24 protein-coding genes are annotated in these 26,553 nt (G+C 65.4%); 8 read left to right on the top strand and 16 right to left on the bottom strand.

Going from position 1 to position 26,553, the window contains the following annotated elements; translation table 11 throughout:
• The first annotated feature begins 83 nt into the window (after positions 1-83).
• Positions 84-1,682 carry a 3'-5' exonuclease family protein gene (locus AWB70_RS36125; protein ID WP_053568528.1) on the top strand — a complete coding sequence of 533 codons (1,599 nt, stop codon included), beginning with the start codon at positions 84-86 and terminating at the stop codon, positions 1,680-1,682.
• Between the two features lie 7 nt (positions 1,683-1,689).
• Here the strand turns inward: AWB70_RS36125 and AWB70_RS36120 are convergent, their stop codons facing one another.
• Positions 1,690-2,439 carry an SDR family oxidoreductase gene (locus AWB70_RS36120; protein ID WP_053568529.1) on the bottom strand — a complete coding sequence of 250 codons (750 nt, stop codon included), beginning with the start codon at positions 2,437-2,439 and terminating at the stop codon, positions 1,690-1,692.
• Positions 2,440-2,561: 122 nt separating this feature from the next.
• Here AWB70_RS36120 and AWB70_RS36115 point away from each other — a divergent pair, with 122 nt between their 5' ends.
• Complete coding sequence (locus AWB70_RS36115) at positions 2,562-3,458, top strand: LysR family transcriptional regulator (protein ID WP_053568530.1); 897 nt, start codon at positions 2,562-2,564, stop codon at positions 3,456-3,458.
• 84 nt (positions 3,459-3,542) lie between these two features.
• Here the strand turns inward: AWB70_RS36115 and AWB70_RS36110 are convergent, their stop codons facing one another.
• From AWB70_RS36110 to AWB70_RS36100, 3 genes are all read right to left on the bottom strand, one after another.
• Positions 3,543-4,001 carry an HU family DNA-binding protein gene (locus AWB70_RS36110; RefSeq protein WP_014250265.1) on the bottom strand — a complete coding sequence of 153 codons (459 nt, stop codon included), beginning with the start codon at positions 3,999-4,001 and terminating at the stop codon, positions 3,543-3,545.
• A 199-nt stretch (positions 4,002-4,200) separates the two neighbouring features.
• Complete coding sequence (locus AWB70_RS36105) at positions 4,201-4,968, bottom strand: endonuclease/exonuclease/phosphatase family protein (protein WP_045453008.1); 768 nt, start codon at positions 4,966-4,968, stop codon at positions 4,201-4,203.
• On the bottom strand, positions 4,965-7,247 hold the full coding sequence (locus AWB70_RS36100; protein ID WP_053568531.1) for a VTT domain-containing protein: 2,283 nt from the start codon (positions 7,245-7,247) through the stop codon (positions 4,965-4,967). Before AWB70_RS36100 ends, AWB70_RS36105 begins: the two co-directional genes overlap by 4 nt.
• Before the next feature lie 112 nt (positions 7,248-7,359).
• Between AWB70_RS36100 and clcA the strand changes: the two genes are divergently transcribed.
• The 5 genes from clcA to AWB70_RS36080 all read left to right on the top strand — a co-directional run bounded on the left by clcA (position 7,360) and on the right by AWB70_RS36080 (position 11,455).
• Positions 7,360-8,694, top strand: coding sequence for a H(+)/Cl(-) exchange transporter ClcA (gene clcA, locus AWB70_RS36095; RefSeq protein WP_045453004.1), 1,335 nt, complete (start codon positions 7,360-7,362; stop codon positions 8,692-8,694).
• Between the two features lie 73 nt (positions 8,695-8,767).
• A complete protein-coding gene (locus AWB70_RS36090; RefSeq protein ID WP_053568532.1) occupies positions 8,768-9,796 on the top strand; it encodes an aldo/keto reductase in 1,029 nt (342 codons plus the stop codon).
• A 138-nt stretch (positions 9,797-9,934) separates the two neighbouring features.
• Positions 9,935-10,549: a LysE family translocator gene (locus AWB70_RS36085; protein ID WP_014250260.1), complete on the top strand. Its 615-nt coding sequence runs from the start codon at positions 9,935-9,937 to the stop codon at positions 10,547-10,549.
• 329 nt (positions 10,550-10,878) lie between these two features.
• Positions 10,879-11,043, top strand: a complete 165-nt coding sequence (locus AWB70_RS38915) for a hypothetical protein (RefSeq protein WP_156903107.1) — start codon at positions 10,879-10,881, stop codon at positions 11,041-11,043.
• Positions 11,044-11,293: 250 nt separating this feature from the next.
• Positions 11,294-11,455, top strand: coding sequence for a DUF1328 family protein (locus AWB70_RS36080; RefSeq protein WP_035509367.1), 162 nt, complete (start codon positions 11,294-11,296; stop codon positions 11,453-11,455).
• Between the two features lie 92 nt (positions 11,456-11,547).
• Here the strand turns inward: AWB70_RS36080 and AWB70_RS36075 are convergent, their stop codons facing one another.
• The 8 genes from AWB70_RS36075 to AWB70_RS36040 form a co-directional block, all read right to left on the bottom strand.
• Positions 11,548-12,666, bottom strand: coding sequence for a diguanylate cyclase (locus tag AWB70_RS36075; RefSeq protein ID WP_014250259.1), 1,119 nt, complete (start codon positions 12,664-12,666; stop codon positions 11,548-11,550).
• A gap of 35 nt (positions 12,667-12,701) precedes the next feature.
• Positions 12,702-13,685, bottom strand: coding sequence for a chemotaxis response regulator protein-glutamate methylesterase (locus AWB70_RS36070; RefSeq protein ID WP_014250258.1), 984 nt, complete (start codon positions 13,683-13,685; stop codon positions 12,702-12,704).
• Positions 13,682-15,913 carry a hybrid sensor histidine kinase/response regulator gene (locus tag AWB70_RS36065; RefSeq protein ID WP_053568533.1) on the bottom strand — a complete coding sequence of 744 codons (2,232 nt, stop codon included), beginning with the start codon at positions 15,911-15,913 and terminating at the stop codon, positions 13,682-13,684. Before AWB70_RS36065 ends, AWB70_RS36070 begins: the two co-directional genes overlap by 4 nt.
• The gene (locus tag AWB70_RS36060; RefSeq protein ID WP_053568534.1) at positions 15,910-16,605 is read right to left on the bottom strand and encodes a chemotaxis protein CheW; all 696 of its coding nucleotides are present in this window, start codon (positions 16,603-16,605) and stop codon (positions 15,910-15,912) included. The genes AWB70_RS36065 and AWB70_RS36060 overlap by 4 nt, the downstream gene beginning before the upstream one ends.
• Complete coding sequence (locus AWB70_RS36055; protein WP_053568535.1) at positions 16,602-17,891, bottom strand: CheR family methyltransferase; 1,290 nt, start codon at positions 17,889-17,891, stop codon at positions 16,602-16,604. The genes AWB70_RS36060 and AWB70_RS36055 overlap by 4 nt, the downstream gene beginning before the upstream one ends.
• The gene (locus AWB70_RS36050) at positions 17,888-18,358 is read right to left on the bottom strand and encodes a chemotaxis protein CheW (protein ID WP_053568536.1); all 471 of its coding nucleotides are present in this window, start codon (positions 18,356-18,358) and stop codon (positions 17,888-17,890) included. The genes AWB70_RS36055 and AWB70_RS36050 overlap by 4 nt, the downstream gene beginning before the upstream one ends.
• 16 nt (positions 18,359-18,374) lie before the next feature.
• On the bottom strand, positions 18,375-20,000 hold the full coding sequence (locus AWB70_RS36045; protein ID WP_053568537.1) for a methyl-accepting chemotaxis protein: 1,626 nt from the start codon (positions 19,998-20,000) through the stop codon (positions 18,375-18,377).
• A 135-nt stretch (positions 20,001-20,135) separates the two neighbouring features.
• The gene (locus AWB70_RS36040; RefSeq protein WP_374730274.1) at positions 20,136-21,308 is read right to left on the bottom strand and encodes an MBL fold metallo-hydrolase; all 1,173 of its coding nucleotides are present in this window, start codon (positions 21,306-21,308) and stop codon (positions 20,136-20,138) included.
• Positions 21,309-21,581: 273 nt separating this feature from the next.
• On the opposite strand from AWB70_RS36040, the gene AWB70_RS36035 reads away from it, so the two are divergent.
• Positions 21,582-21,917, top strand: coding sequence for a hypothetical protein (locus AWB70_RS36035; protein ID WP_014250251.1), 336 nt, complete (start codon positions 21,582-21,584; stop codon positions 21,915-21,917).
• A 29-nt stretch (positions 21,918-21,946) separates the two neighbouring features.
• Here AWB70_RS36035 and xylB read toward each other — a convergent pair whose 3' ends face one another.
• From xylB to AWB70_RS36015, 4 genes are all read right to left on the bottom strand, one after another.
• Positions 21,947-22,714 carry a D-xylose 1-dehydrogenase gene (gene xylB / locus AWB70_RS36030; RefSeq protein ID WP_053568538.1) on the bottom strand — a complete coding sequence of 256 codons (768 nt, stop codon included), beginning with the start codon at positions 22,712-22,714 and terminating at the stop codon, positions 21,947-21,949.
• 10 nt (positions 22,715-22,724) lie between these two features.
• Positions 22,725-24,509: an IlvD/Edd family dehydratase gene (locus AWB70_RS36025; protein ID WP_053568539.1), complete on the bottom strand. Its 1,785-nt coding sequence runs from the start codon at positions 24,507-24,509 to the stop codon at positions 22,725-22,727.
• 112 nt (positions 24,510-24,621) lie between these two features.
• The gene (locus AWB70_RS36020; protein WP_060854253.1) at positions 24,622-25,620 is read right to left on the bottom strand and encodes a LacI family DNA-binding transcriptional regulator; all 999 of its coding nucleotides are present in this window, start codon (positions 25,618-25,620) and stop codon (positions 24,622-24,624) included.
• Between the two features lie 52 nt (positions 25,621-25,672).
• Complete coding sequence (locus AWB70_RS36015; RefSeq protein ID WP_053568541.1) at positions 25,673-26,317, bottom strand: SEN1982 family lipoprotein; 645 nt, start codon at positions 26,315-26,317, stop codon at positions 25,673-25,675.
• Positions 26,318-26,553 lie beyond the last annotated feature (236 nt).

Here is a 26,553-nt window from a genome sequence, read left to right as displayed (position 1 = left end):
CGAAAGTGCGGGATGTGCGCTGTTTTTTCGCGCGCGATCGTGGTGCTCGCGCTAGACTTGCCGCTTGCATTCAGCGTTTCATCATGTCCGAAGCCTTCCAAGACGAAGCCGATTCGTTTTCCGACTCGTGTTCCGACGCCTTAGCCGACGCCCTGCTCGCAGGACTCGCGCGGCCGATCGTGTTCGTCGATCTGGAAACCACCGGCTCGAACGCGACCGAGGATCGCATCACCGAAATCGGCGTCGTGGAAGCGAGCACGGCGGGCATCGAGCGCTGGAGCGTGCTGGTCGATCCGGGCGTGCCGGTGCCGCCGTTCATCTCGCGCCTGACCGGTATCGAAGATTCGATGCTGCGCGGCCAGCCCACCTTCGAAACACTCGCGCCGGCGCTGGCCGAACGGCTGCATGGCAAGCTCTTCGTCGCGCACAACGCGCGCTTCGACTACGGCTTTCTGAAGAACGCCTTTCGCCGCGCGGGCATCGCGTTTCGCGCGGATACGCTGTGCACGGTGCGGCTGTCGCGCGCGCTCTTTCCATCGGTCGAACGTCACGGGCTCGATGCGCTGATCGCGCGTCTGAATCTCGCGCCCGAAGGCCGTCATCGCGCGCTCGCCGACGCCGATCTGCTCTGGCAGTTCTGGCAGAAGATTCACGCGCTGTATTCGCAGGATCTCGTCGATGCCGCGATCAGGACGCTCGTGAGGCGCGCGAGCCTGCCCGCCGCGCTGCCCGAAGGCGCGCTCGATGCGTTGCCCGCGTCGCCCGGCGTCTATCTCTTCTACGGCGACGACGACGTGCCGCTCTATATCGGCAAGAGCATCCATCTGAAACAGCGCGTGGCGGCGCATTTTTCGGGCGATCACAGGCTTCAGAAGGACTTGTCGATCTCGCAGGCCATTCGCCGCATCGAAACGCGCGAGACGGCCGGAGAACTCGGCGCGCTGCTGCTCGAAGCGAAGCTCGTAAAGGAATTGAAGCCGACGCACAATCGCCTGTTGAAAGGCGCGTCGAGCGCATGCGCGTGGCAATGGCTGCCGGGCGCGAGCGCGCCGGCGCTCGTGAAGGCGAACCGGCGCGATCTCTCGCGCGAGGAACATCTGTTCGGCGTGTTCGCCTCGCGCGCGAAGGCGCATGCGTTCATGCGTCATTTCGCCGACGAAAATAAGCTCTGTCACGCGACGCTCGGCCTCGAAAAGGCGCCGCTCTCGCGTGGCCGCGGCTGCTTCGGCTATCAGGTGAAACGCTGCCTCGGATCGTGCGCGGGCATGGAAACGCTCGCGGATCACGCGGCGCGCGCGCTCGATGCGCTGGAAAGCTTGCGCGTCGCGAGATGGCCGCACGAAGGACCGATCGCGATCTTCGAGCGCGACGAAACGGCAGGCCGCGAAGCGTGGCATGTCATCGATCGATGGTGCTACATCGGCACATGTGCGACACGCGACGACATCGCGGCGCTCATCGCCGACGCGCCCGACCTGCGCCCTTTCGATTCCGATGTCTACGGCCTGATCGCGAAGCGCCTCGCAGCGGGCCAACTGACATGGATCCCGTGCGATGCGCGGCCTTCGTTTCATCTCGTCGTACAAGATGCGCCCGCGCGCGCCGCCCTCGTCACGCAACCGATAAAGCGCGCGGTCAGACACCGCGCGATCGCACCGGATCAGTTCGCGCTGTCTTTCTAGTCCTCGCTTACGCGACGCCGCCGTTCGCGCGCAACACCTGCCCGTTCACCCAGCCCGCGTCCGGTCCGACGAGAAACGCAACGACCGCCGCAATATCGTCAGGCTGACCGAGGCGCTCCAGCGGCGGCATCTTGGAGAACGCGGCGATCTGCTCGTCGGTCTTGCCGTCGAGAAACAGCGACGTCGCAACCGGTCCCGGCGCAACCGCGTTCACCGTGATGCCGCGCCCGCGCAACTCCTTCGCGAACACATGCGTGAACGATTCGACGGCCGCCTTCGTCGCGTTATAGATCGCATAGCCGGGCATGTTGAGCGCGAGCGTCGTGCTCGAAAAATTCACGATGCGCCCGCCGCCGTTCATGCGCGCCGCCGCTTCGCGCAACGTGTTGAAGGTGCCGCGCACGTTGATATCGAAAGTCTGATCGTAGAGCGCGTCGCTCGTGTCGGCGAGCGGCACGGTCTTCAGCACACCCGCGTTGTTGACGAGCGCATCGACCTTGCCGAGTTCGGCTTCGACGGTGTCGAACATGCGGCGCACGTCGTCCGCGTTCGCGACGTCCGCTTTCACGGCGAGCGCCGCGCCGCCCGTTTCACGCAATTCGGCGACGAGCGCGTCCGCTTCCTTCGCGCTTGCCGCATAGTTCACGGCGACGGCGAAGCCGTCCTGCGCGAGACGCCGCGCGATCTGAGCGCCGATGCCGCGCGATGCACCCGTGACGATCGCAACGCGTTTCGGGTTCGATTGAGTCTGACTCATGATGTGCTCCTCAAAGTGGGCTGTTCGATGAGAAGCATGATGAATCATTCCGTTTCCGCGATCATCGCGTCTGGCTTAGTATCATCGTTCCAGTTGCTTCAACAATCGAAAAGCTCATCGCCATGGATCGATTCCAGGAAATGCAGGTGTTCGTGCGCATCGCCGAGCGGCGCAGCTTCACGCAGGCCGCCGACGATCTGCAGATACCGCGCGCCACCGTCACCAATCTGATGAAGCGTCTTGAGGAACGGCTCGGCGCGCGCCTGCTCGAACGCACGACGCGCTCCGTGCGCCTCACGCACGACGGCGAAGCGCACTACCGGCGATGCGTGCGTCTGATCGCGGATCTGGAGGAAGCGGAAGGCTCGTTCAGGCATGCCGAGCCGAAAGGTCTGTTGCGCGTGAATCTACAAGGCACGCTCGCGCGGCACTTCATCATGCCGGGGCTGCCCGCGTTCATGGAACGCCATGCGCAGATCGAGCTGCATATCGGCGAGGACGACAGGCTCGTCGATCTCGTGCGTGAAGGCGTGGATTGCGTGCTGCGCGCGGGCACGCTGCAAGACTCGTCGATGATCGGCCGGCGTGTCGCGCTGCTCGAACAGGTGACGGTGGCGAGCCCGGCTTACCTTGCGCTCGAAGGCGTGCCGGACGATCTCGAAGCGCTGGCCTCGCATCGTGCGGTGAATTATCTGTCGAGCGCGACGGGCCGCGTGCTGCCGCTCGAATTCACGGTGGGCGATCGCATCGAAAGCATCGAACTACGCGCGACGGTTTCGGTGACGGGCGTCGAACTCTATACGCAGGCCGCGCTCGCGGGGCTCGGTATCGTTCAGGTGCCGCGCTATCACGTCGACGACTCGCTCGCCGATGGCCGCCTGCACAGCGTGCTGCCCGACCTGCCGCCGCCGCCCATGCCCATCTCCGTGCTCTATCCGCACAACCGTCAGCTCTCGGCGCGCGTGCGGGTATTTGCGGATTGGCTCACCGAGATCTTCGCCCGGCACAACGGGCGCTGATAACGAACGTCAAGCGGCAAAGCAAAAGAGGCCAGCTTCCCTTCACCGGGAAGCTGGCCTCTTTTTCAACGCTGGCGGAACGACTTAAGCCGCTGCGTCCTTCAGCTTCTTCAGCGCGCGCGCCTTGATGCGAACGCTTGCCGGCTTGGCCGGGAACCAGCGCTCTTCACCCGTGAACGGGTCCTTGCCGAAGCGCTTCTTCTTCGCCGGCACGGCTTGCGACGAGATCTTCAGCAGGCCCGACAGCGTGAATTCGCCAGCGCCCTTCTTGTGGATCGAGCCCAGGATCGTGTCTTCCAGCGCGACCAGCACGGCCTTCACCGCCTTCAGGTCGACAGCGGCGCGTTCCGACAGATGCGTCGCGAGCGATGCCTTGGTGAACGTGTCCTTGACCGGCGAGGGAGCGCCCGTGGTCTTCTTCGCGGCTACCTTCTTTGCGGCAACCTTCGGTGCTGCTGCTTTCTTCGCCGGTGCGGCGGCGGTCTTCGCCGTGGCCTTCTTGGCCGGGGCTTTCTTGGCAGCGGTTTTAGCGGAAGTCGACATGTTTCTCCTACCTGTTTTTTGGTCAGTGATGTACGAATACGTCCGCACCGATGCGTTCGTATCACGCCGGATTCTACATAGCCCAAGCGAGTTCGTGCGAGTCTTTTACGCTTTTATATCGTTTTTACAGGGGTTTTTCGTGGCGTCGCGCTGACACGCGATGTTCTTCGATGCTAAAGCTGCGAAGACGCGATGCGTTTTAGCCCTGCACGGAAGACGTAAACCTGCGACGCGCGATGTGAGCGATCAACGGATAGTGATCGGATGCGATGCGCGAAAGCCGCGTGCGATGCACATCGACACGCATGAGACGCTCGCCCGGATGCACCCAGATGCGGTCGAGCGCGAAGAGCGGATAGCGCGTCGGAAAGGTGCGCAACGCGCTCGCGCGATGAAAGTGTGTGACGAGCCGCCGCAGCGTGCGGCCATACACGAACCACTCGTTGAGATCGCCGAGCAGGATGACGGGCAGCGCGGGCGTATCAAAATTTTGCAGCACCTGCTCCACTTGCGCGCGCCTCTCGCTCGATGCGAGGCCGAGATGCGTCGCGACCACGCGCCATACTTCGCCGCCGCAATCGATGTCGGCATCGAGCGCGCCGCGCGGCTCGCGGCTTCTGAACGACAGGTCGAGCGTGCGCACCGCCCGCACCGGATAGCGCGTGAGCACTGCGTTGCCGTAACGCCGCTCGGGCGTATCGAGCGTCGGGCCCGGCACCGCGTGCAGGTTCGTCATGCGTTGCAGTGTGTCGAGCACATCGGGCGAACCGCTGCCGCCGAGCGGCACCTCCTGCAGCGCGAAGATGTCGGCGTCGATCTCCGCAAGCACTTCACCGATGCGTTGCGGCGCGAACTTGCCATCCACGCCTACCGCGCCATGCAGGTTGTAAGTCGCGATGCGCAGCTCCTTCGCGTGCGCTGAATGGATGATGTCCTGCTCGATGACCGCTTCGTGCATCGACGTCATGAATTGACCTCGTCAGGGCGCGCGTTTTTCGATTCGCGCGGCATCGTGCCGTTCTCGCGCAACTCGCTCGCGCGTTTTGCCTCGTCGCTCGCGCGCGGCTTGTCGGCATCGCTCGGTGCGCCTTCGTGCGCGTCATGATGCTCCGCGCGGCCGAGAAAGCGCTGCAGCAGCAGCGATACGCCGATCAGCACCGCACCAATGCCGATCAGCACGGCGAACGAGCCGACCGTCGGCCGATGCAGCGAAGCGATCAGCTGATGCGCGAACGCGACCGTCAGGATGATGCCGGGGCCCATGCCGAGCATCGTTCCGATCATGAAGTCGCGCATGCGGATATGCGACGCCCCCGCGACCATATTGACGATCGCAAACGGCGCGACCGGCAGCAGCCGCAACACCACGACCGCGACGATCCCGCGCTTCGCCACGCGCTCGGACAGCCGGTTGACGCGCGCGCCCGCGAGCTTGCGCACGGCGTCGCGGCCGAGCCAGTTGCCGAGCGAATACGACACGGCGGCCGCGATCGTCGTGCCGGCGAGCGCATAGACGCCGCCCCACGACGCGCCGAAGACGACGCCCGTCGTCGCGATGAGCAGCGTGATCGGCACAGCAATCACGGCCGCGGTCACATAGGCGAGCACGATCCAGAGCGGCGCGAGCGGCAACGCATCGATGCGGCGCGTCGCGCCGGTGAGCGACTTCAGGTTGACGTAGTCGGCGAGCGGCGTCCAGTGCCACAGCCCCGCGACGACCACGACCATCAGCGCGAGCATGCCGAGCAGCGCGAAGCGTCCGATGAGCGGGCGCGTCTTTTCCGCGGGCACGAACTGATCGACGAGTTCATCGGCGGCGATCGGCGTTTCGGGATCGATGAGCGCTTCGGGCGGAATCAGCTGATCGAGCTCGCGCGACACTTGCGGATCGAGCGGCACCAGCGTGCGCTGCGTTTCGCGATCGCGCAGCAGCGCCTGAATCGCCGCGTTCATGCCGCCGCGCGCGTGACGCTCGCGCACCACGTCGTCGATCTCGCAGCCGAGATGCTCCGCGAGCAACGTATCGCGCATCGTCGCGATGGCGCGGCGGATACGCGCGTCGGCGCCCGCATCGATCGACACGTTGCACTCGCTGTCGAGCACCATCGAACGATTGTTCAGGTTGGCCGAGCCGACGATCAGCAATTCGTCATCGACGATCATCAGTTTGCTGTGCACGTTGACGATCTCGTCGCCGAGCTTCGGCACGATCGGGCACATGAGCCGATAACGTCCGTGCGTGTCCGCGTGCTTCAGCAGATCGTGCAGGCGCGCGCGCAGCACGCCCATCGTCACTTCCTGCAGCCAGCCGCTCTGATTGCGCGGCACGACGATGGCGAGATCGGGGCCGTCCTCGCGCGCGAGCGAATCGGCGAGCGCGGCCCCGACGGTGCCCGACGTGAAGTACTGATTCTCGATGTAGATGCTGCGCCGCGCCCGCGCGATGGCGTCGAGATATTGCGTGCGAATCTGCTGCACGGATTCGCGTCCGAGATAAGCGGGCTCGGTGAGCGAGATGGCGATCTGCGCGGCTTCGAGATCGACGCGCCGCGAGGGCGGCCACGGGTCCTGCTGAAGCTTCGCGCGATGCGCGCGGATCGCGAGCCGCTTGCCGCATGCGCGCGCCCAGCGTTCGCGCGCGAGCGCGCCGATCTCGCGCGCGGCGTCGCCGTCGAACATCGTGTGGACGTCGTGGAACGGCTGGTACGGCGCGCCGTTGGCATCGCGGCGCAGCGGCTCGTCAGGCGCATGCGCGGTCGTGTCCCAGCGCGAGCGCGTGAGATCGAGACCGCCGACGAACGCAAGGCGATCGTCGATCACGACGAGCTTCTGATGCTGCGAGCCGCCCAGCGGATGCTTGCCGTCCATCTGGAACGCGATGCGCCGGTTCGTGCGCCAGCCCATCTTGTAGACCGGCAGCCATTCGCGCTCGAAGGCGTAAAGCATGGCGAAATCCCACGCGAGAATATAGATGCGCAGGCGGCGCTTGTCGGCGGTCACTGCATGCAGGAAGTCGCCGAGCGCGTCCGGATAGCCGTCGTCCGCGCCTTCGGGCGTGAGCTTCATGCGGCTGTCGATATCCCATCCGAGGATGAACACGGTGCGTTCCGCGCGGGTGATCGCCTCGCGCAGCACGCGGAAATAATCCGCGCCATCGATGAGAAGACTGAAGCGGTCCGCATGGCGCACGCTCGCGCAATTGCGTCCCGGCTGAAAAAACGGCTCGTCGTCGTGTGCGTTGCTCATGTGCCTTCCAGCACTCGTCGGCCAAATGACTTTCGTTTTGCAAGCAACATGCCCGCCGGAACGCGTGATGCTACGCTCTCATGCACATGCCGATCCCGGAGCGACATGCGCGATGAACGATAACGAAGTCACCGAAGTGAACATCGAGAACGACGAGCGCGCAGGGCTCGTGCCGCTGGCGGCGGCATCGGTCGTCGTGGGCGCCGTGACGGGCGCGCTCGGCGTGCTGTTCCGCTTCGCCCTCGAACGCGCGGATACGTGGCGCAATGCGTTCGTCGCGTGGGCGCATGCCGGGCACGACGCCGCCGTCATCCTCGTCGTGCTCGCGGCTGCTTCGGCGGCGGGGCTCGCCGCATGGCTCGTCGCGCGCTTCGCGCCGATGGCGAGCGGCAGCGGCATCCCGCATGCCGAAGCGGTCTTGCATGGCAGGCTGCCGCCCGCGCCGCTCATCCTGATCCCGATCAAGTTCGTCGGCGGCGTGCTGGCCATCGGCGCGGGGCTCGCGCTCGGCCGCGAAGGTCCGACGGTGCAGATGGGCGCATCGATCGCGCATGCGCTCGGCGCGTTCTTCAGACGCAACGCTATCGATTGCCGCGTGCTGCTCGCGGCGGGCGCGGGCGCGGGGCTCGCGACCGCGTTCAACGCGCCGATCTCGGGCGCGGTGTTCGTGCTCGAAGAACTGATGCGCCGTTTCGATACGCGCACCGCCGTGGCGGCGCTCGGCGCATCGGCGAGCGCGATCGCGATGGCGCGGCTGCTGCACGGCGATCTGCCCGACTTCCATGTGCCCGCGCAGCCGTTTCCCGGCTTCGCGATGACCGGCGCGCATCTCGTGCTGGGCGCCCTGCTGGGCCTGCTCGGCGCGCTCTACAGCCGCCTGATCGTCTGGACGCTCGATGCCGCCGACGCCCTCGCGTCGCCCCGGTCCGTCACGCATGCGACCGTTCGCGCGGCGGCGATCGGCGCGGCCATCGGCCTGCTCGCGTGGTTCGCGCCCCATCTCGCGGGCGGCGGCGATGCGCTCACCGAGCAGGCGCTGCTCGGCCGCGGCACGCTTCTCGGCGTGACGGCGATGTTCGCGCTGCGCTTCGTCGTCGGTCCGCTTTCGTATGCGGCGGGCACGCCCGGCGGCATCTTCGCGCCGATGCTCGCGCTCGGCGCGCAAACGGGTCTCGTGTTCGGCCGTGTGTGTCTCGAGTGGTTCCCCGGCATGGCGCCCGCCACCGGCGACACGAGCACCTTCGCGGTGGTCGGCATGGCAGCGTTTTTCGTCGCCGTGGTGCGTGCGCCGGTCACGGGCATCGTGCTCGTCACGGAGATGACCGCGAGCTTCTCGTTGCTGCTGCCGATGCTCACCGCCTGCTTCACCGCGATGATCGTGCCGATGCTGCTGCGCGTGCCGCCGATCTACGACACGCTCGGCGAGCGCGCGGCGAAACACCGCTGACGCACGGCGCTGCATGCAAGGAGCGGTTGCGGTAGTCTCGTCGATGGACCGACTTCATCCACGAGGACAAGCAATGGAATATCGACATCTCGGTGCTTCGGGCTTCAAGGTTCCCGTCCTGAGCTTCGGCACCGGCACTTTCGGCGGCAAGGGCGACTTCTTCCAGGCCTGGGGCGAGACCGACGTGAGCGAGGCGCGCAAGCTCGTCGACATCTGTCTCGAAGCGGGCGTCACGATGTTCGACACCGCCGACGTCTATTCGCACGGCACATCGGAATCGATACTCGGCGAGGCGCTCAAGGGCCGGCGCGACAAGGTCATCGTTTCGACCAAGGCCACCTTTCGCTTCGATCCGGACGACCCCAACGCGGTCGGCTCGTCGCGCTTTCATCTCGTTCGCACCGTGAACCAGGCGCTCGAACGTTTGCAGACGGATTACATCGACGTGTTCCAGTTGCACGGCTTCGACGCGAAAACGCCTGTCGAAGAGACGCTTTCCACGCTCGACGATCTCGTGCGCGCGGGCAAGATCCGCTACACGGGCGTGTCGAATTTTTCCGGCTGGCAGTTGCAGAAATCGCTCGACGTGGCGAACCGCTACGGTTACCCGCGCCATGTCGCAAATCAGACGTACTACTCGCTCATCGGCCGCGATTACGAATGGGAACTGATGCCGCTCGGCCTCGATCAGGGTGTCGGCGCGGTCGTGTGGAGTCCGCTCGGATGGGGGCGTCTTACGGGCAAGATTCGTCGCGGCGCGCCGCTGCCCGAGACGAGCCGGCTGCATAAAACGGCCGACATGGGGCCGCCGGTGCCGGAGGAGTATCTGTACCGCGTCGTCGATGCGCTCGACGCCATCGCGGAGGAAACCGGCAAGACGGTGCCGCAGATCGCGCTCAACTGGCTGCTGCAGCGTCCGACCGTGGCGACGGTGCTGATCGGCGCACGCAATGAAGCGCAGTTGCGGCAGAACCTCGGCGCGGTCGGCTGGAATCTGACGCCCGAGCAAGTGAAAAGGCTCGACGAGGCGAGCGCGGTGCGGCCGGCGTATCCGTACTGGCATCAGCAGGGATTCGCGGAACGCAATCCGTTCCCGGTCTGAAGCGCTGAATCGAAACGCGTCGGGGAGGCCGCCTCCCCGACACCGTACCGGAAACCTTTCCTCAATCTGTACCGGTACTGTATCGGACAGCTCCCGTACACTTGGCGCTCATCGAGTGTTCATTCATCGGAGCGCGCCATGCCCATCGACCTGCTCAACGCCCTGCCCGCCGCCGCGCTCTTCGCGCTGGTGACGACGATCACGCCCGGTCCCAACAACACGATGCTGCTCGCCTCGGGCGTGAACTTCGGCCTGAAGCGCACCGTGCCGCACGTGCTCGGCATCAGCGCGGGCATGGCGATTCTGATGATCGCGGTCGGCCTCGGGCTTTCGCAGGCTTTCGAGCGTCTGCCGTGGCTTTACACCGCGCTGGAGGCCGCGAGCGTCGCGTATCTGCTGTATCTGGCGTGGAAAATCGGCACGTCCTCGTCCGTGCAGATGCGCGACGGCCAGAGCCGCCCGATGCGCTTTCACGAAGCGATCGCGTTCCAGTGGATCAATCCCAAAGCGTGGATGATGGTGCTGACCGCTGCGACGACCATCCATCTGCATGCGAGCCTTTCGCTCAATGCAGCGCTGATGGCGCTCGTGCTGGTCGTGATCGGGCTGCCGTGCATCACGATGTGGGCGGCGTTCGGCATGTCGCTGCGGCGCTTTCTCGCGAATCCGCGTTACCTGCGCATCTTCAATATCACGATGGCCGCGTTGCTCGTGCTGTCGCTGTATCCGATCGTCGCCCATTTCTTTGCCTGACTCTTTGCGTGACGCTTTGTCTGACGCGCGCCGCGGCAATGACCGCGCGCCGGATGGAAAAGCGCGCGCCCTCTTTGCCTCGACGCCCGACCGGTGCATACTGATCTTTCGCGCCGGCACGCAAAATCTGCCGTCCCGCTTGCAAGATTGGGACTGCGTTTCTTCTTTTATCAGCGATGTCCGTCCGCCTGGCCGCCCCGAAGGTCCTTGAGCGATCCTTAAGCGATCCTTTAAGGCGGCGTTTCAGCCCGGCGCGTATATGCCTTGCTAGTCCGTTGGTTCGCGCCGAATTGTCGGCGCGGCTTTGAAATCTGTTCAAGGAGTACGCCATGTCTGGAGCCAATCGCCCATCCGGTCCCGCCACGCGCAAATCCCTCGACCTAGCCGATCAGATCGAACGCGATGAACTGGAGAACAACCTGCCGGATGCGCTCAACAACGTCGACGACGAAGACGACGATGAAACCGACTCCGATCGCACACTAGGCCGCTAGCCTCGACAGCCGGGCCCATCGCGCCATTGGAGGCGCGATCCGCAACGCCGCAATGCCTCCGGGCTTGCGGCGTTTTTGCATCGTGGCGCGTGGGCGATGCTTTGGGCACAACCGTTGCTTTAAGCGAATGCCGCGCGGCGCACCGGCCAGAAGCGCACAATGGTCGCGGCGAGCACCTGATGAGCGAAGCGGCGGCCGCATCAGTCCGCGTGCGAATCAATCGATCAACCGTTCCCCACGGGAGGGCTTCATGCTTCGTTACGCTGTCATCTTCTTCATCATCGCGATCATCGCGGCCTTCTTCGGCTTCGGCGGCATCGCAACGGGCGCGGCGGAAATCGCCAAGATCCTGTTCTTCATCTTCATCGTGATCTTTCTCGCGACGCTGCTGCTCGGGGTGTTCAGGCGATGACGCCACGCATGCGTTGCGCGCTGTAAGAAAAACGCGCGGGCTTCGTCGAAGTCCGCGCGTTTTTGCATGCGCTCAGATATGTCCACGTACCTTCAGGTAATGATCACCCGATTCTTGCCGTCCCGCTTGGCGCGGTAGAGCGCGAGATCCGCCGCTTCCACGAGTTGCTTCGACCCATCGTCGTGCAGCGCCGTTTGCGTCGCGCCGCCGATGCTGATCGTCACGCGCCCGCTCGCCGATCCGGTATGCGGCACGTTGAGCGACTCGACCGCGATGCGAATCTTCTCTCCGAGCAGCCGCAGCCCCGGCGCCGACGTCGATGGCAGCACCACCGCGAATTCCTCGCCGCCGAAGCGCGCCGCGAGATCGGTGGGACTCGCGAGGCTCGTTTCGATCGTATGCGCGATGAGCTTCAGCACGTCGTCGCCCGCAACGTGACCATAGGTATCGTTGTACGACTTGAAGTTATCGACATCGATCATCAGAAAGCCGATGGCCGCATGCTCGCGCGCGGCGCGGCGCCATTCCGCGTTCAGATAGTCGTCCAGACGGCGGCGGTTCGACAAACCCGTCAGCCCGTCCGAATGCGTCAGGCGCTGCAATTCCAGATTGGTTTCGAGCAATTTCTGCTGCGACTGACGCAACGCGCGATACGCTTCGTCGCGCTGCAGCAGGTTCTGATACGAGCGCGAGTGATAGCGCACGCGCGCGACGAGCTCGATCGTATCGGGCAGCTTCACAAGGTAATCGTTCGCGCCCGCCGCGAACGCCGCGCTCTTGATGCGCGGCTCTTCCTTCGTCGAGAGCACGATGATCGGGATATCGCGTGTCGCCGGATGCTCGCGATACTTGCGCACGAGCGTAAGGCCATCGACGCCGGGCATCACGAGATCCTGCAGGATCACCGTGGGGCGCGTTTCCTGCGCGGTGCGCAGCGCCTCTTCCGGATTCGCGCAGTAATGCAGATCGACGTTCGCCTCTTCCGCGAGCGCACGGCGCAACGCCTCGGCGATGATCGCCTGATCGTCCACGAGCAGCACCATCACCGGCAGCTCGGCGGCCGGCGGCGCATTCAGCGCGGCGGCGAGCAGGTCGGACACGGCGCGCTCGTCGGCCATCGCACGCGTGCCCGCGCGTTCGATGCTCGCTGCCGCCGCAGCCGCGGCCCGTTTCGCGCGCTCGGCGAGCGGGTCGGGATGAGGAAATTCCATGAGCGTGTCCTTGGTCGAATGATGTTGCGATGATGTCAGTCGAATGCCGTGGCGATCGCGCCGGCGATGCGCGGCAGCGGCAGGATCGAAACCGCCGCATCGAGCGCGGCCGCGGCCTTCGGCATGCCGTAGACCGCGCTCGTCGCCTCGTCCTGCGCAATCGTGTGATACCCCTTCGCGCGCATCGACTTCAGCCCGATCGCGCCGTCGCGGCCCATGCCGGTCAAAAGCACGCCGAGCGCGCGTCCCGTCCAGCGCTCGGTCACGCTCTGAAAGAACACGTCGACCGAAGGCCGGTAAGGCAATTGCTCGGGATGCGCGGTATAGCCGAGGCGGCCGGCCGAAGCAAAATGCAGATGGTCGTTGGTCGCGGCGAGCAGCACGACGCCCGGCGCCGGCCTGTCGCCTTCGCGCGCGATGCGCACCGGCAGCGCCGATTGCGCATCGAGCCATTGCGCCATGCCTTCCGCGAAGGCGCGATCCACGTGCTGCACGATGACGATGGCCGCCGCGAAATGCTTCGGCAATGCGCCGAGCAGCGTCGCGAGCGCGGAAGGCCCGCCCGCCGATGCGCCGATCGCAACGAGCCGCTCGCTGCTCTTCGAGGCGATCGCGACGCTGGACGAAGCGAGCCGCGCGCCGATCTGATCGATCTTGCCGATCAGCGCCGCCGCGCCGCGACGCGCATCGCTGCCAGCGAGCGCGGGCGTATCGACGGCATCGAGCGCGCCTGCGCCCATCGCTTCATAGACGCGCCACGCGTTCGCGCCGACATCGACGGTGACGACGAGAATCGCGCACGGCGAACGCGCCATGATGGTCCGCGAGGCCTGCACGCCATCGACTTTCGGCATTACGAGATCCATCAGCACGACATCGGGCGTGTGTGCCGCGCAATAGTCGATGGCCTGCTGGCCGTCGTGCGCGATCCAGGCGATCTCGAAGTCGGGCCGCGAAGCGAGCGCGCGCCGGAGCGCTTCCACGGCGAGCGGGACGTCGTTGACGATGCCGATCTTCATGACCTGGCCTCTCCGATCAGATCGCGCACGGCGTCGATGAGCGCCTGATCGTGGAAGCTGCCCTTGGCGAGGTAATAGTCCGCGCCCGCATCGAGGCCGCGCTGTCGGTCTTCCGCGCGATCCTTGTACGACACGATCATCACGGGCATGGCGCTCAGGTGCGCATCGCGCTTGATGAGCGTGACGAGCTCGATGCCGTCGAGACGCGGCATGTCGATATCGGTGATGACGAGATCGAAATCCGCGCCGCGCACGGCGTTCCAGCCGTCCATGCCATCGACCGCGACGGATACGTCATACCCGCGCGACGCGAGCAGCTTGCGCTCGAGCTCGCGCACCGTCAGCGAATCGTCGACGACGAGCACGCGCTTCGCGCTCGCCACGCTCGCGTGCGCCGCGCCCGCGCCCACGCGCCCGAGTTCGCCGCTGCCGACGAGCGTTTCGACGGAACGCAGCCAGTCGTCCAGATCGGCGATGAGCAGCGGATCGCCGTTTTCCATCAGCGCGCCGGCGGCGATGTTGCGCACCTTGCCGAGACGCTTGTCGAGCGGCTGCACGACGAGCATGCGCTCGCCGAGAAAGCGATCGACCACGACGCCGTAACTCGCCGCGCCCTGTCCGATCACGACGACATTGAGCGCATCGCTCGCCGCTTCGAACGCGGCCGTCTGCAAAATCTGATGCGCGGTGACAAGGCCGACCCGCTTGCCGTCGAAGGAAAAATGTTGCTGGCCTTCGAGCGTATCGATGGCGCTCGCGGGCAAGACGAGCGTGCGCACGACATGCGCGAGCGGCAGGCCGTACGGCTCGCCCGCCACGTCGACGATCAGGCTGCGGATCACCGAAAGCGTGAGCGGCAGTTGCAAAGTGAAGCGCGTGCCGGCGTGCGCTTCCTGCGTCACGCGCACGCTGCCGCGCACTTGCCGCACGACGTCCTGCACCGCATCGAGGCCGACGCCGCGGCCCGATACGTCGGTGACGGCATCGCGCATCGTGAAGCCCGGCAGGAAGAGGAATTCGAGCAGTTCGGCTTCGGTGAGACGCGCAGCGGTGTCCTCGTTCGCGAGTTGCTTGCGCACGACCGCGCGGCGCAACGCATCGAGATCGACGCCCGCGCCGTCGTCGGACACGCTGATGAACAGCGACCCCGCGCTGTGACGCGCTTCGAGCGTGATCGTGCCGGTTTCGGGCTTGCCGAGCGCGCGCCGCAACGACGGCTCCTCGATGCCGTGATCGACCGCGTTGCGCAACAGATGGCCGAGCGGCGCATCGAGCAGATCGAGAATGTCGCGGTCCACTTGCGTCGTCTCGCCCGCGATGACGAGCCGCACGTCGCGGCCGAGTCCGCGTGCGACATCGCGCACCATGCGCGCGAAGCCGCCGGTTGCATCGACGAAAGGACGCATGCGGCACGCGAGCGCTTCGTCGTAGATCTGCTGCGCGAGATGCGTCGAGCGGCGATCGTAATTCTCCAGCTCCGCGAGACGCTCGCTCAATTGACGATGCGCCTCTGCCGTCAGACGGCGCACTTCGTCGAGCGCCGCGTGCGCGCGTGCATCGAGTTGCGCGGCGCGGGTGTCGGTCAGCGTTTCGTGCAGGCGTTCGAGCGCGCGGCTCGCATCGTGCTGAATGCGCTTCACGCGCAGCATCGATTGCGAGAACGGTTTCAGCCAGCGCGATTCGACGAGCGATTCGCCCGAGTGACTCAGCAAACGGTCGAGCGTGTCGGCGCGCATGCGCAGCATGCGGGCGTCGTTCGTGCGCGAAGGCGCTGCTTCGTGTTCGATGAGCGGCTGGGGTTGGTGTTGTGTGAGTTCCTGCGCTTCCTGACCTTCGAGCCGCGCATTGAGCGCCTCGACATAGGACTCCACGTCGCGTTCGAGCGCCGTTTGCGCGTCGATGTCGCGCGCCTCGCCGATCCGCACGATTAGATCGACGCCGCGCAACAGCATGTCGATATGACCCGCATCGAGCACGATGCGCCCGTCCTGCGCCGCGACGAAACAATCCTCCATCGCATGCGCGAGAGTCACGCCGACCGGCACGCCGACCACGCGCGCCGCGCCCTTCAGCGAGTGCGCCGCGCGCATGCTCGCTTCGAGCGTGACCGGATCGCGCGGCGCGCGTTCGAGCGCGATGAGGCCATCGGAGAGAATCTGCGCCTGGGCGCGCGCCTCTTCCTGAAAGAGGTCGAGCAGCGACGAGCGGCCGGGATCGATGCCCGTCATGCGAGACTCCGGTTCAGGCTGTCGATGAGACGCTCCGCGTCGAGCAGGCCGACGGATGCGTCCTTGAATGCGGCGACCGCATGCGCATGCGACGACAGGCGTTGCGCGAGCGTCGCGGGCACCGGTTGAAGTTGCGCGCGCGTGAAGCGATGCACGCCGTCCACCGCATCGACGGGAAACGCGATCGGCCCTTCGTGCTCGCCGTTGCCGCGCTGCATGACGACGAGCCGCCCGAGCTCGCGTGCATCGATCGACACGCTTTTTATGGCGCTTTCGCTCGTTTCGATACCGAAGAGCGCGGCGAGCGATGCGCAGACGATCAGCCGCCCGCGCACGTTCGCGACGCCCAGCACCGCGCGATGCCGCCGATGCGGCAACGAATGCACCGGCCGCAGTTGCGCCACTTGCGCGCAGAACGGTGTCGGCAAGCCGAGCCATTCGCCGCCGATGCGAAACACGAGGCACGAAAGCGTGTCCGCTTCGTCGTCGTTGCGACGCACAGGGGACGATGCGACCACGGACGTGCGCGCTTCCACGCGGTCGAGCATGCGCGAGGCGGCTTCCTCGTGCGTCGGGCAGTTGCGGCAATGCACGTAGCGTTCGAGCTTCGGGCACGACGCATCGCCACGCACGCCGATGCGGTTCCAGCAATCGTCGATATCGACGGCGATATTGATGTCGCGGGCGTTCATCGCGCGCTCCCGGTGACGCGTTCCGCACGCGCGCGCAAGAGGCGCGCGCCGCTTTCATCGCCATCGAGCGAAAGGCATGCGGCAAGATGCGTGAGCGCTTCGCGATGCGCGGGATCGAGATACAACGCGCGGCGATAATGCCCGCGCGATTCCTGCTGCGCGCCGCGCGCATCCGCGATCACGCCGAGCAGATAGTACGCATCCGCGTTCGATGGATTCGCGCCGAGATAGTGACGCGCAGCGAGTGCGGCGGCGTCGAGCTGGCCGGCATCGGCAAGCTCACGCGCCTGCGCGAGGTCGTTGTTTGCCGGTCGGGTTCGAACGGGCGCTTCGACGGCCACAGGTTTCGCGCGAGCGACGGGCGGCGCGCTCGCCCACGCGGGCAAGACGAACGGCGTTGGCGTCTTTATCGCGGGCACGCCCGGCCACGCGCCATTGAAAACGTTCGTGCTCGCGCGCTCCGGTCGATTGAACGCGAATGCGAGCGGAATGTTCGCGGAACTCATGCCCTCGCGCATCAGAAGCCCTGTTTCCGCCGGACCGACGAAGAGCGTGCCGCCTTGCGCGAGCAAGCCGTCGAGCACGCGCAGCACAGCGCATTGCGTGTCGCGATCGAAATAGATCAGCACGTTGCGGCACAGAATGAAATCGAAGCGCTCGAACGCGTGCGCGTCGAGTTGCAGCAGATTCGCCTGCGTGAAGCGCACGCCTTGCGCGATGGCCGGATCAAGCTGCCAGCCGCCTTCGGCCGCGCGGAAATGCCGGTCGCGATAGCCGAGCGCGCGTCCGCGAAACGCGTTACGCCCGTAATGCGCGCGCCGGGCGATGGCGAGCGCGCGCTCGCTCACGTCGATCGCATCGATGGCGAAGCGCTCGGCGGGAATGCCCGCTTCGATCAGCGACATCGCGACCGTATAGGCTTCCTCGCCCGTCGAGCACGGCGCGCTCAGCACACGTATGGGTCTCGCGGGACGTTCGTGAAGACGCACGCGTGCAAGACGCGCGAGCGCGGCGAAGGCTTCGGGATCGCGAAAGAACCACGTTTCGGGCACGACCACCGCTTCGATCAGTTCCTGCATGCAAGACGGGTCCTGCGTGACCGCGCGATAGTAGTCGTCGAGCGTGCCGCCTTCCCGGTCGCGCCACAGGCTGTAGCGCTCCCGCACCGCGCGCGAAACCGAATTCGCCCCGATCGACTCGGCGTCGAGCCCGATTGTCCGGTGCAACAGGTCGATGAAACCACCGATGCCGGACGGTTCGTCGAAGGCGTTCGGCCGCGCGCTCATGCCGCGCTCCCGGCGAAGAGCAGCGCCTGCACGTCGTCGGGCAGCAGATGCTCGATGCGCACCCACTGGAGCAGCCCCGCCTCGTCGCGCGTGAGCGGGCCGAGATAGCGCGCGTGCGGCGTGTCGATGCCCGCATCGATGAACGAAGCGGCGTCGAACGTCACCGTGCGCGTCGCCTGTTCGAGCAGCAGGCCGAGCCGGTGAGGCGTCGTCACGCCATGTTCATCGCGGCGCGGATACGTGACGAGCGCGAGCCGCGTCGACAGTCTTTCGTGCGATGCACGCGCAAGCGCGAGTGCCGCGAGGTCGATCACGGGCACGCTCGCGCCTTCGTAATCGAGCACGCCGGCCACCCATGCGGGCGCGCCCGGCAGCGTCTTGAGCGGCGCGAGCGGCAACATGCGCTCGATCTGCGCGCTGTCGAGCAGATAGCGGTCGGAGCCGAGCGTGAACTGGACGAAGAGCATCGCGGCGCGCCCTGCTTTAAGCAGCCACCTTGAAACGCGATACGCCCGTGCGCAAGCCGTTGGCGACGTGCGTGAGGTCGTCGATCGCCTGCGTGGATTGACGCAACGATTCGGCCGTCTGCTGCGCCGCCTCCGACAATTGCGACAGCGCCTGCGAAATCTGATCCGCACCGGTGGCCTGCGTCTGCATGCCTTCGTTGATCATCGAGACGCGCGGCGCGAGCGTCTGCACCTGATGGATGATCTGCGAAAGCTGTCCGCCCACTTGCTGCACGTCGAGCATGCCGCGGCGCACTTCCTCGGAGAACTTGTCCATGCCCATCACGCCCGCCGCGACGGCCGACTGGATCTCCTTCACCATCTGCTCGATATCGAACGTGGCGACGGCCGTTTGATCCGCGAGACGGCGAATCTCCGTGGCGACGACCGCGAAGCCGCGCCCGTATTCGCCGGCCTTTTCCGCTTCGATCGCCGCGTTCAGCGAAAGCAGATTCGTTTGATCCGCGACTTTCGTGATGGTCGCGACGACCTGATTGATATTGCCCGCCTTCTCGTTCAGGATCGCGAGCTTGCCGTTCACCGAACCCGCCGCTTCCATCACGAGGCGCATGGTTTCTTCCATGCGCGTGAGTCCCGCCTGACCGGTGCCCGCGAGCGCCGCCGACTGTTCCGCGACGCCCGACACTTCGTTCATCGTGCGCACCAGATCGCGCGCGGTCGCGAAGATTTCACGCGACGTCGCGCCGATTTCCGTCGTGGTCGCGGCCGTTTCGCTCGCGGTGGCCTGCTGCTCGCGCGCGGTCGCGGCGATCTCCGACACGGAAGTCGTCACCTGCACGGCCGATTTCTGCGCCTGGCTGACGAGGCCCGTGAGCTCGTCCGTCATGCGGTTGAAGCCCGCTTCGAGCGTGCCGAATTCGTCGCGGCGCGCGAGCGCGAGCCGCTGCGTGAAGTCGCCCGTGCGCATCTTGTCGACGACATCGACCATGCGCAGCATCGGCACGGTCAGCGCTTTCATCAGCATCAGGCCGAGCACGGCTGCCGCGGCAATCGCAATCAGCATGATGACGATGAGCGTGACCTCCGACTTCTGCACGGAGGCGCGAATACTCTCGATCGACTTCGCATTGAACGTCTCGTTGTGATCGACGAGCGCGCGCGTTGCGCTCTGTCCCGCTTCCCATGCCGGCGTGAGGCGCGTGTTGAACGTCTCGACAGCCGCTTCTTTCGAGCTCGCGAGCGCGCGCAGCGTCTCGTCCTGAATCGGGGCGTAAAGCTCGCGCTGGCGCTTGAAAGCGTTGAAGAGGCGCCGATCGTCTTCTTCGAAGATGGTGGGCACGTAGGTGTCCATCAGCTTGTCGAGCGTCGCGCGCGTTTCGGCGAGGCGCTGCGTGTCGCGGCGCGTCTGCTCCGCGTCCTTGTCGATGAAGACGAGCCGTTGCGTGATCGTGTAAGTCTCGAACCACGCGGCGCGCAGATCGTTGGATAGCGTAACGCCGACCATCGAATCGTCTTCGAGGCTTTTGGCTTCCCGGTCGATGCCGCCGAGCAGCGTGTACGACAGTGCGGCCATGACGAGCATCAGCGAAAGAACGATGCCGAAGCTGGCCAGAATGCGGTGGCGAATAGACAGTTGCTTCACGCGATGAGCCCTGGCAGTGGATGAAGTCGCTGGCGCAACGCGCAAGCGCGAACACGCCCCGGCAACGAGGCTTTTCAATTGTAGGATGAATTCCGGCGCATCGAAGCCGCGCGGTCAGAGCGTGTGTCTGACGTGTTAACGGCCGATTGTGGCCGTGCTTGAATCCGCCGTGTGGAGACGAATCATTTCACCGTGTTTCAGCACGGTGAACGCGTCGGCGGGCAGGCCGGCGTGGCGCGCGGCCTCGGCGAGACGGCGCGGCGGCTCGTCGAGCGGCTCGTCGGTGAGTTCGAACGAACCCCAGTGAATGCCGACTGCCTTTTTCGCATGCACATCCTCGAAGATGCGCACGGCTTCTTCCGGATCGACGTGCTGCGCATGCATGAACCAGCGCGGATCGTAAGCGCCGATCGGAATCAGCGCGAGATCGAAGCCGCCGAAACGCGCGCCGATATCGCGGAAATCCGGCGAATAACCGGTGTCGCCCGCGAACCAGAACGAGTACGGACGCGCCGCGCCCGCCGGCGTCTTCACGACCCAGCTGCCCCACAGCGTTTCCGCGCGGTCGAAGAGCGTGCGCGCGGACCAGTGCTGAGCCGGCACGAACCAGATGTCGAGTCCCGAAGCGTGCGTTTCGTCGCTCCAGTCGAGTTCCTGCACGTTGGTCACGCCGATGTCGTTCATCCATCGCTTGATGCCGAGCGGCACCAGAAAGCGCGGCGGGCCGCCTGCCTGCCGGTTGAGCGCCTCGATGCTCGGCTTGTCGAGATGATCGTAGTGATTGTGCGAGATCAACACGATATCGATGTGCGGCAGTTCATCGATCGTGAGGCCGGGCGGTGTCTTGCGCTTCGGGCCCGCGAATGAAAGCGGCGAGGCGCGCTCGGAGAACACCGGGTCCGTAAGGATGTTCACGCCGTCGAGCTGCACGAGCGCGCTCGCGTGACCGATCCACGTGAGCGTATCGACGGAGCGGTTCGCCTTGAGCCACGCGACATCGGGATGCGCCATCGGAAAGTGATAGCCGTTCGCGGGCGGCTTCGGCAAGCCCTGCGTGAAGCGCTCCCAGCGCCACTTCAGAAACGATTCGCGTGGCAAGTGGCCGTAGTTGTTTTCGAAGCCCGCCGCGGTGTGCTTCGCGTGATGCAACGGCTCAGGCTGCGGTTGTTGCGCTTGCGCCGCGGGAATGGCCTCTTCGCTTCGCGCGGGCGTGCCCGACGAGCAGCCCGCCAGCAGCGCAAGCGCGCATAACGCGGCGCGGGAACGTCGCAGGATCACGCTGGCCGAAAAAGATGACAAAACATGCATGTTTTGAGCGAAGGCATGCCGAAGCGGGCATTCGATTGTACGAAATGCACGCGAAGACGTCTTTACGCGATTTTTCCGCCGATCGTCCGAAAGCGGCTCGACCGCGCCGCATAAGGTTAAGCGCGCGCTGCATGGCAAACCGGCCCGCTTCTTGCGTTATCTCGCCCCGGCACTGAAAAATCAGTGCTTCGAAAATCAATTGCGGCGCGCGCTCTTATTGATGCGATCATTGCATCCAGCGCGTAGCACGGCAGCGTCGGACACGGGGGCGTCATGAGCGGCAGTCAAAGAAGAAACGCGATCAACACATTCAACCCGCAACTGCATACGATGCACGCGATGCTGGTGTCGCGTTCCGCATCACACGTGGCGAGCGCGATGCGGCCGGAGGGCCGCGACGACGCGCTCGCGGAAGGCATCGCCGATGTCATCGCGCACTGCGGGCATGCAGGGCTAGGCCTTTTTCTCGCGGCGGTCTGGCACTGGCTCGACGAACGCGACTATCACGAAGCCGCGGATGGCGTGCAACATCACATCGAAAGCGGCACGATGCCGACGCTTGCGCCCACGCTCAAGATGGCGCGCCGGCGCGATGCGCGCGTAACGTAACGCATGCAGTCACGCGTGAAGCCGTAGCGTTACGCGCCGAACCACCCCGCGTCGACGTAATAGTCGCGCGCGGTGCAGCGCGCTGCGTCGTCGGAAGCGAGGAACAGCACCATGCGCGCGACATGCTCGGGGTCGATGCGTTCGTGCAGGCATTGCTGCGCGATGAGCTTCGCCTCGCTGTCCGGCGACTGCCACAGCTTCATCTGACGCGGCGTGCGCACGGCGCCGGGAATCACCGTGTTCACGCGGATGCCATGTTCGCCGAGTTCGCGCGCGAGCCCGCGCGTGAGACCTTCGATCGCGGCCTTCGCGGTCATGTAGAGCGTGAGCTCGGGCAGCGCGAGATGCCATGAAATCGAGCCCATGTTGACGATCGCGCCATGCTTCGCCACGCGCATGCGCTTCGCCGCGGCCTGCGCGCAGAAGAACTGATGCCGCAGGTTCACGGCCATGCGCTCGTCCCAGTACGCGGCGCTCACGTTGTCCCAGTGATGACGATCGTCGTTCGCGGCATTGTTGACGAGCACGTCGATGGAACCGGCCATGTTGGCGATATCGTCGAACGCGCGTTCGATGGCGGCGGCATCGCGCAGATCGCAATGCAGGAACGTCGGCGCATGCGGCTCGCCCGCGAGCGTCTGTTCGAGCCGGCGCGAATCGGCCTCGGCGACATCGATGAAAAACACGCGCGCGCCCTGCTTCGCGAATGCCTCGACGATCGCCGCGCCAATGCCGCTGCCGCCGCCCGTCACGACGACACGCTTGTCCACGAGACTCGGATAGATGGCGTAGGACATGGCGGCTCGCTCAATGTGAATGGCGCGGATTGCCGCGCTCTTCGATCACCTTCAGATACAGCGTCGCGGGTTCGAGGCATCCGCCGGTGGACAGTTGCCCCACGGTTTGCCGATACAACTCCTGCCACGGCGTCTGCGCCACGGGCACGGCGAATGCGGACTGCGCGCGACGGCTTTCGAGTTCGGCCTCATCGAGCAGCACGTTCACGCTGCGCGCGTTCAGGTCGACGCGAATTTTGTCGTTCGTGCGCAGGAGCGCGAGGCCGCCGCCGACTGCCGCTTCCGGCGACATATTCAGAATCGACGGGCTCGCGGACGTGCCGCTCTGCCTTCCGTCGCCCATGCAGGGCAGCGAATCGATGCCGCGCTTGATCAGCTCGGCGGGCGGCGCCATGTTCACGACTTCGGCGCTGCCCGGATAACCGACGGTGCCGCAGCCGCGAATCACGAGAATGCAATGCTCGTCGATGGCGAGCGCGGGATCGTTGATGCGCGCGTGATAGTCCTCGGGGCCGTCGAATACGATCGCGCGCGCTTCGAACGTGTTTTCGGCGCCCGGCTCGCTCAGATAGGTCTTCGTGAACGCCTCGCCGACGACCGACATCTTCATGATCGCGCTATCGAAGAAATTGCCCGACAGCACCATGAAGCCCGCGCCGTGTTTCAAGGGATCGTCCGCGGTGCGGATGACGTCGTTGTCGGCGGCGGGCGCATCGCTCGCGATCGCGCCGATCGTGCGGCCCGATACGGTCAGGCAATCGCGTTCGATGAGTCCTGCTGCATCGAGTTGCCTGATGACCGCCGGCACCCCGCCCGCGCGATGGAAGCTCTCGCCGAGATATTCGCCCGCGGGCATGCAGTTCACGATGAGCGGCACTTGTTCGCCATGACGCTGCCAGTCTTCGAGACTCAGCTCGATGCCCATATGCCGCGCAATGGCGATCAAATGCGGCGGGCAATTCGTCGATGCGCCGAGCGCGGACGCCACGACGATTGCGTTGATGAACGCTTCGCGCGTCATGATCTTCGACGGCTTCAAGTCTTCGCGCACCATGTCGACGATGCGCTTGCCCGTCACATACGCCATCTGCCCGCGCTCGCGATACGCGGCCGGAATGCTTGCGCAGGTCGGCAGCGACATGCCGAGCGCTTCGGCGAGACTGTTCATCGAGAGCGCGGTGCCCATCGTGTTGCAATGACCGATCGAGGGCGACGAAGCGGTCGTCAGCCGCATGAAGCCTTCGTAATCGATCTCGCCCGCCGCGAGCAGATTGCGCGCATGCCAGATGACCGTGCCCGAGCCGACGCGCTTGCCTTCGTACCAGCCGTCGAGCATCGGGCCGCCGGAGAGCACGATCGCGGGCATATCCACGGTGGCTGCCGCCATCAGACATGCTGGCGTGGTCTTGTCGCAACCGGTCGTGAGCACGACGCCGTCGAGCGGAAAGCCATGCAGGATTTCGACGAGCCCCAGATACGCGAGATTGCGATCGAGCGCGGCGGTCGGACGGCGGCTCTGCTCCGCGAGCGGGTGGACCGGGAACTCCATCGGGATGCCGCCTGCATCGCGGATGCCGGCTTTCGTGCGGGCGGCGAGTTCGATGTGATGGCGATTGCACGGCGCGAGATCGCTGCCCGTCTGCGCAATGCCGATGATCGGACGGCCCGATTGCAGCTCTTCGCGCGTGAGGCCGTAGTTCATGAAGCGCTCGACATAGAGCGCGGTCATGTCGGCGTGGGATGGATCGTCGAACCATTCCTGGCTGCGCAGACGCTTCGGATTCGATTGGGGCATGGGGTGTCTCTCCGATTTCTCGCAGTCGTTCGACATTCGACGCTGCGTTTATAGATTCGTTACCGGTAACATCGAAATCAATGTTAGCACGCAATCGCCATGTTGCTTGGGCTCAGGCGCTTTCGCGCGGTATGACCGAATAGGTTACGCGCAGGCGCTTGCCGGACGGCCCGGTGATGCCCTGGTCGCGCGCTTCGAGCGCCGCAAGCAGGGTTTCGCCGGTGCGCAAACCGATGCCGTAGGCGTCGACGGAGACTGTCGTGATCGACGGCGTGCAGCACGCGGCGACTTCGAAATTGCCGAAGCCCGCCACGGCGATATCGTCAGGCACCGCGAGGCCGCGCCGGTGGCATTCCATTATCGCGCCGAACGCGGACATGTCGCTCACGCACATCACCGCTTGCGTGTCGGGCCAGGTGTCCAGGAGCGCGGTGATCGCCGGGCCGCCGTGGCTCATCGTGATGGGCGAATCGCCGAGACGCACGATGCGTTCGTGATCCAGGCCGAGCGCCTTCATCTGTGCGCGGAAACCCTTCAGGCGATCCAGTCCGCGTCGATCCAGTTCGCTCGCCCCGCCGATAAAGCCGATCCGCTCATAGCCGCGATCGGCAAGATAGCGCACCATCTCGCGCGCGGCGCTGACGTTCGAGAAGCCGACGGCAGCATCGATCGGATCGGCGGGCGCATCCCACATCTCCACGACGGGCACGCCCGAGCGGCGCAGCAACGTGCGCGTCGCTTCCGTATGACGTGAGCCGGTCAGCGCGATGCAGCGCGGCTGATGACGCAGCATCGAGCGCACGAGCCGCTCCTCGCGATCCAGATGGTAGTCCGTGTCGCCGATCAGCAATTGCAGGCCGTGCGGTTCGAGCGACGCGGAAAGGCCGCGCACGGTGTCGGAGAAGTTGGAACTGGCGAGCGACGGCACCAGCACGGCGACGAATTCCGAGCGCCCGGACGATAGCGCGCCCGCGGCGGCATCGGCGACATAGCCGAGATCGTCGATCGCCTTCTGCACGCGCTCGCGCGTCGCCAGCGCGACGCTGTGACCGGCGAGCACTCGCGATACGGTCATCTTCGAGACGCCGGCGAGACGCGCGACGTCGGACATGCGCGGCGGGCCGGCGGAGGGATCAAAGGGGGAGATCGGCATGCGTCGGCGTTCAGTCCACTCGCACCCAGCCGTCTTCCCGCTGTTCGAGGATGAGGTGGAGTTTCGTTTCGCCGGCTTCGCGGTCGGCGGCAGTCACTTCGGGGAAGGCGCGCTTGATGTCGCGATCATCGGCCCACGGGGCGACGTTTTCGAGCTTGTAAGTGTAGGTGACGTCCGAGCGATGCGCAGTCGGATCAGGCTCGGTCCAGGCGACAACCTTGCCGAGTTTGACGTGCGCGTAGCAAAGCATCCACGCGCGTGGATCGCTCGTTGCGTTGGGGTCGCCTGCGGGCCGTGTCGTTTCCACCGCGTACTTCTGCCCTTCGCCGGTCAAACTGTACGCGATGCCATTCTGTTTGGTGTTGGTGGTTGCCGGAGCCGCGGCCGCACGCGCGATCAGACCGCTTTTTTCGAGCGCTGCGAGTTGTTCGCGCAGCGCTGCGGCCGAGTACTCGTTGAGATCCCGGTTCCCGTACACCGATGGGAATGCGTACGGGCCGCGGCCGCTCCGATTCAGGCATAGCAAGCCGCGGTTGGTTTTCATGTCGGCGGAAATGGCGTCGCCCAGGCTGGACTCGCTCGCGTCGTTCTTTTTGCCGCAAGCCACGACAAGCAACGCGGCGCTCACGGCAGCAATCAACAGGCTCGTTCTCATATGCGCTCCGGGAAGGTCGGCATGATGGGTACAACCTTTCGATGCCATTCTACCGACAGAAGTCGGGTGTTCGAAGAAGGCATCGTGATGGAACGAACTCTCGTGATGCAAACGGCGCGCCCAACGCAAAAACCCCACCTTTTTGGGGTGGGGTTTTTGTTTGCGGCATGAGGAGCCTGACGATTACCTACTTTCACACGGGTGATCCGCACTATCATCGGCGTGGAGTCGTTTCA

This window comes from Caballeronia cordobensis, from assembly GCF_001544575.2.
In the GTDB taxonomy this organism is placed as follows: domain Bacteria; phylum Pseudomonadota; class Gammaproteobacteria; order Burkholderiales; family Burkholderiaceae; genus Caballeronia; species Caballeronia cordobensis.
The sequence above is the reverse complement of the archived record's forward strand: the minus strand, read 5'-3'. Positions and strand labels throughout refer to the sequence as shown.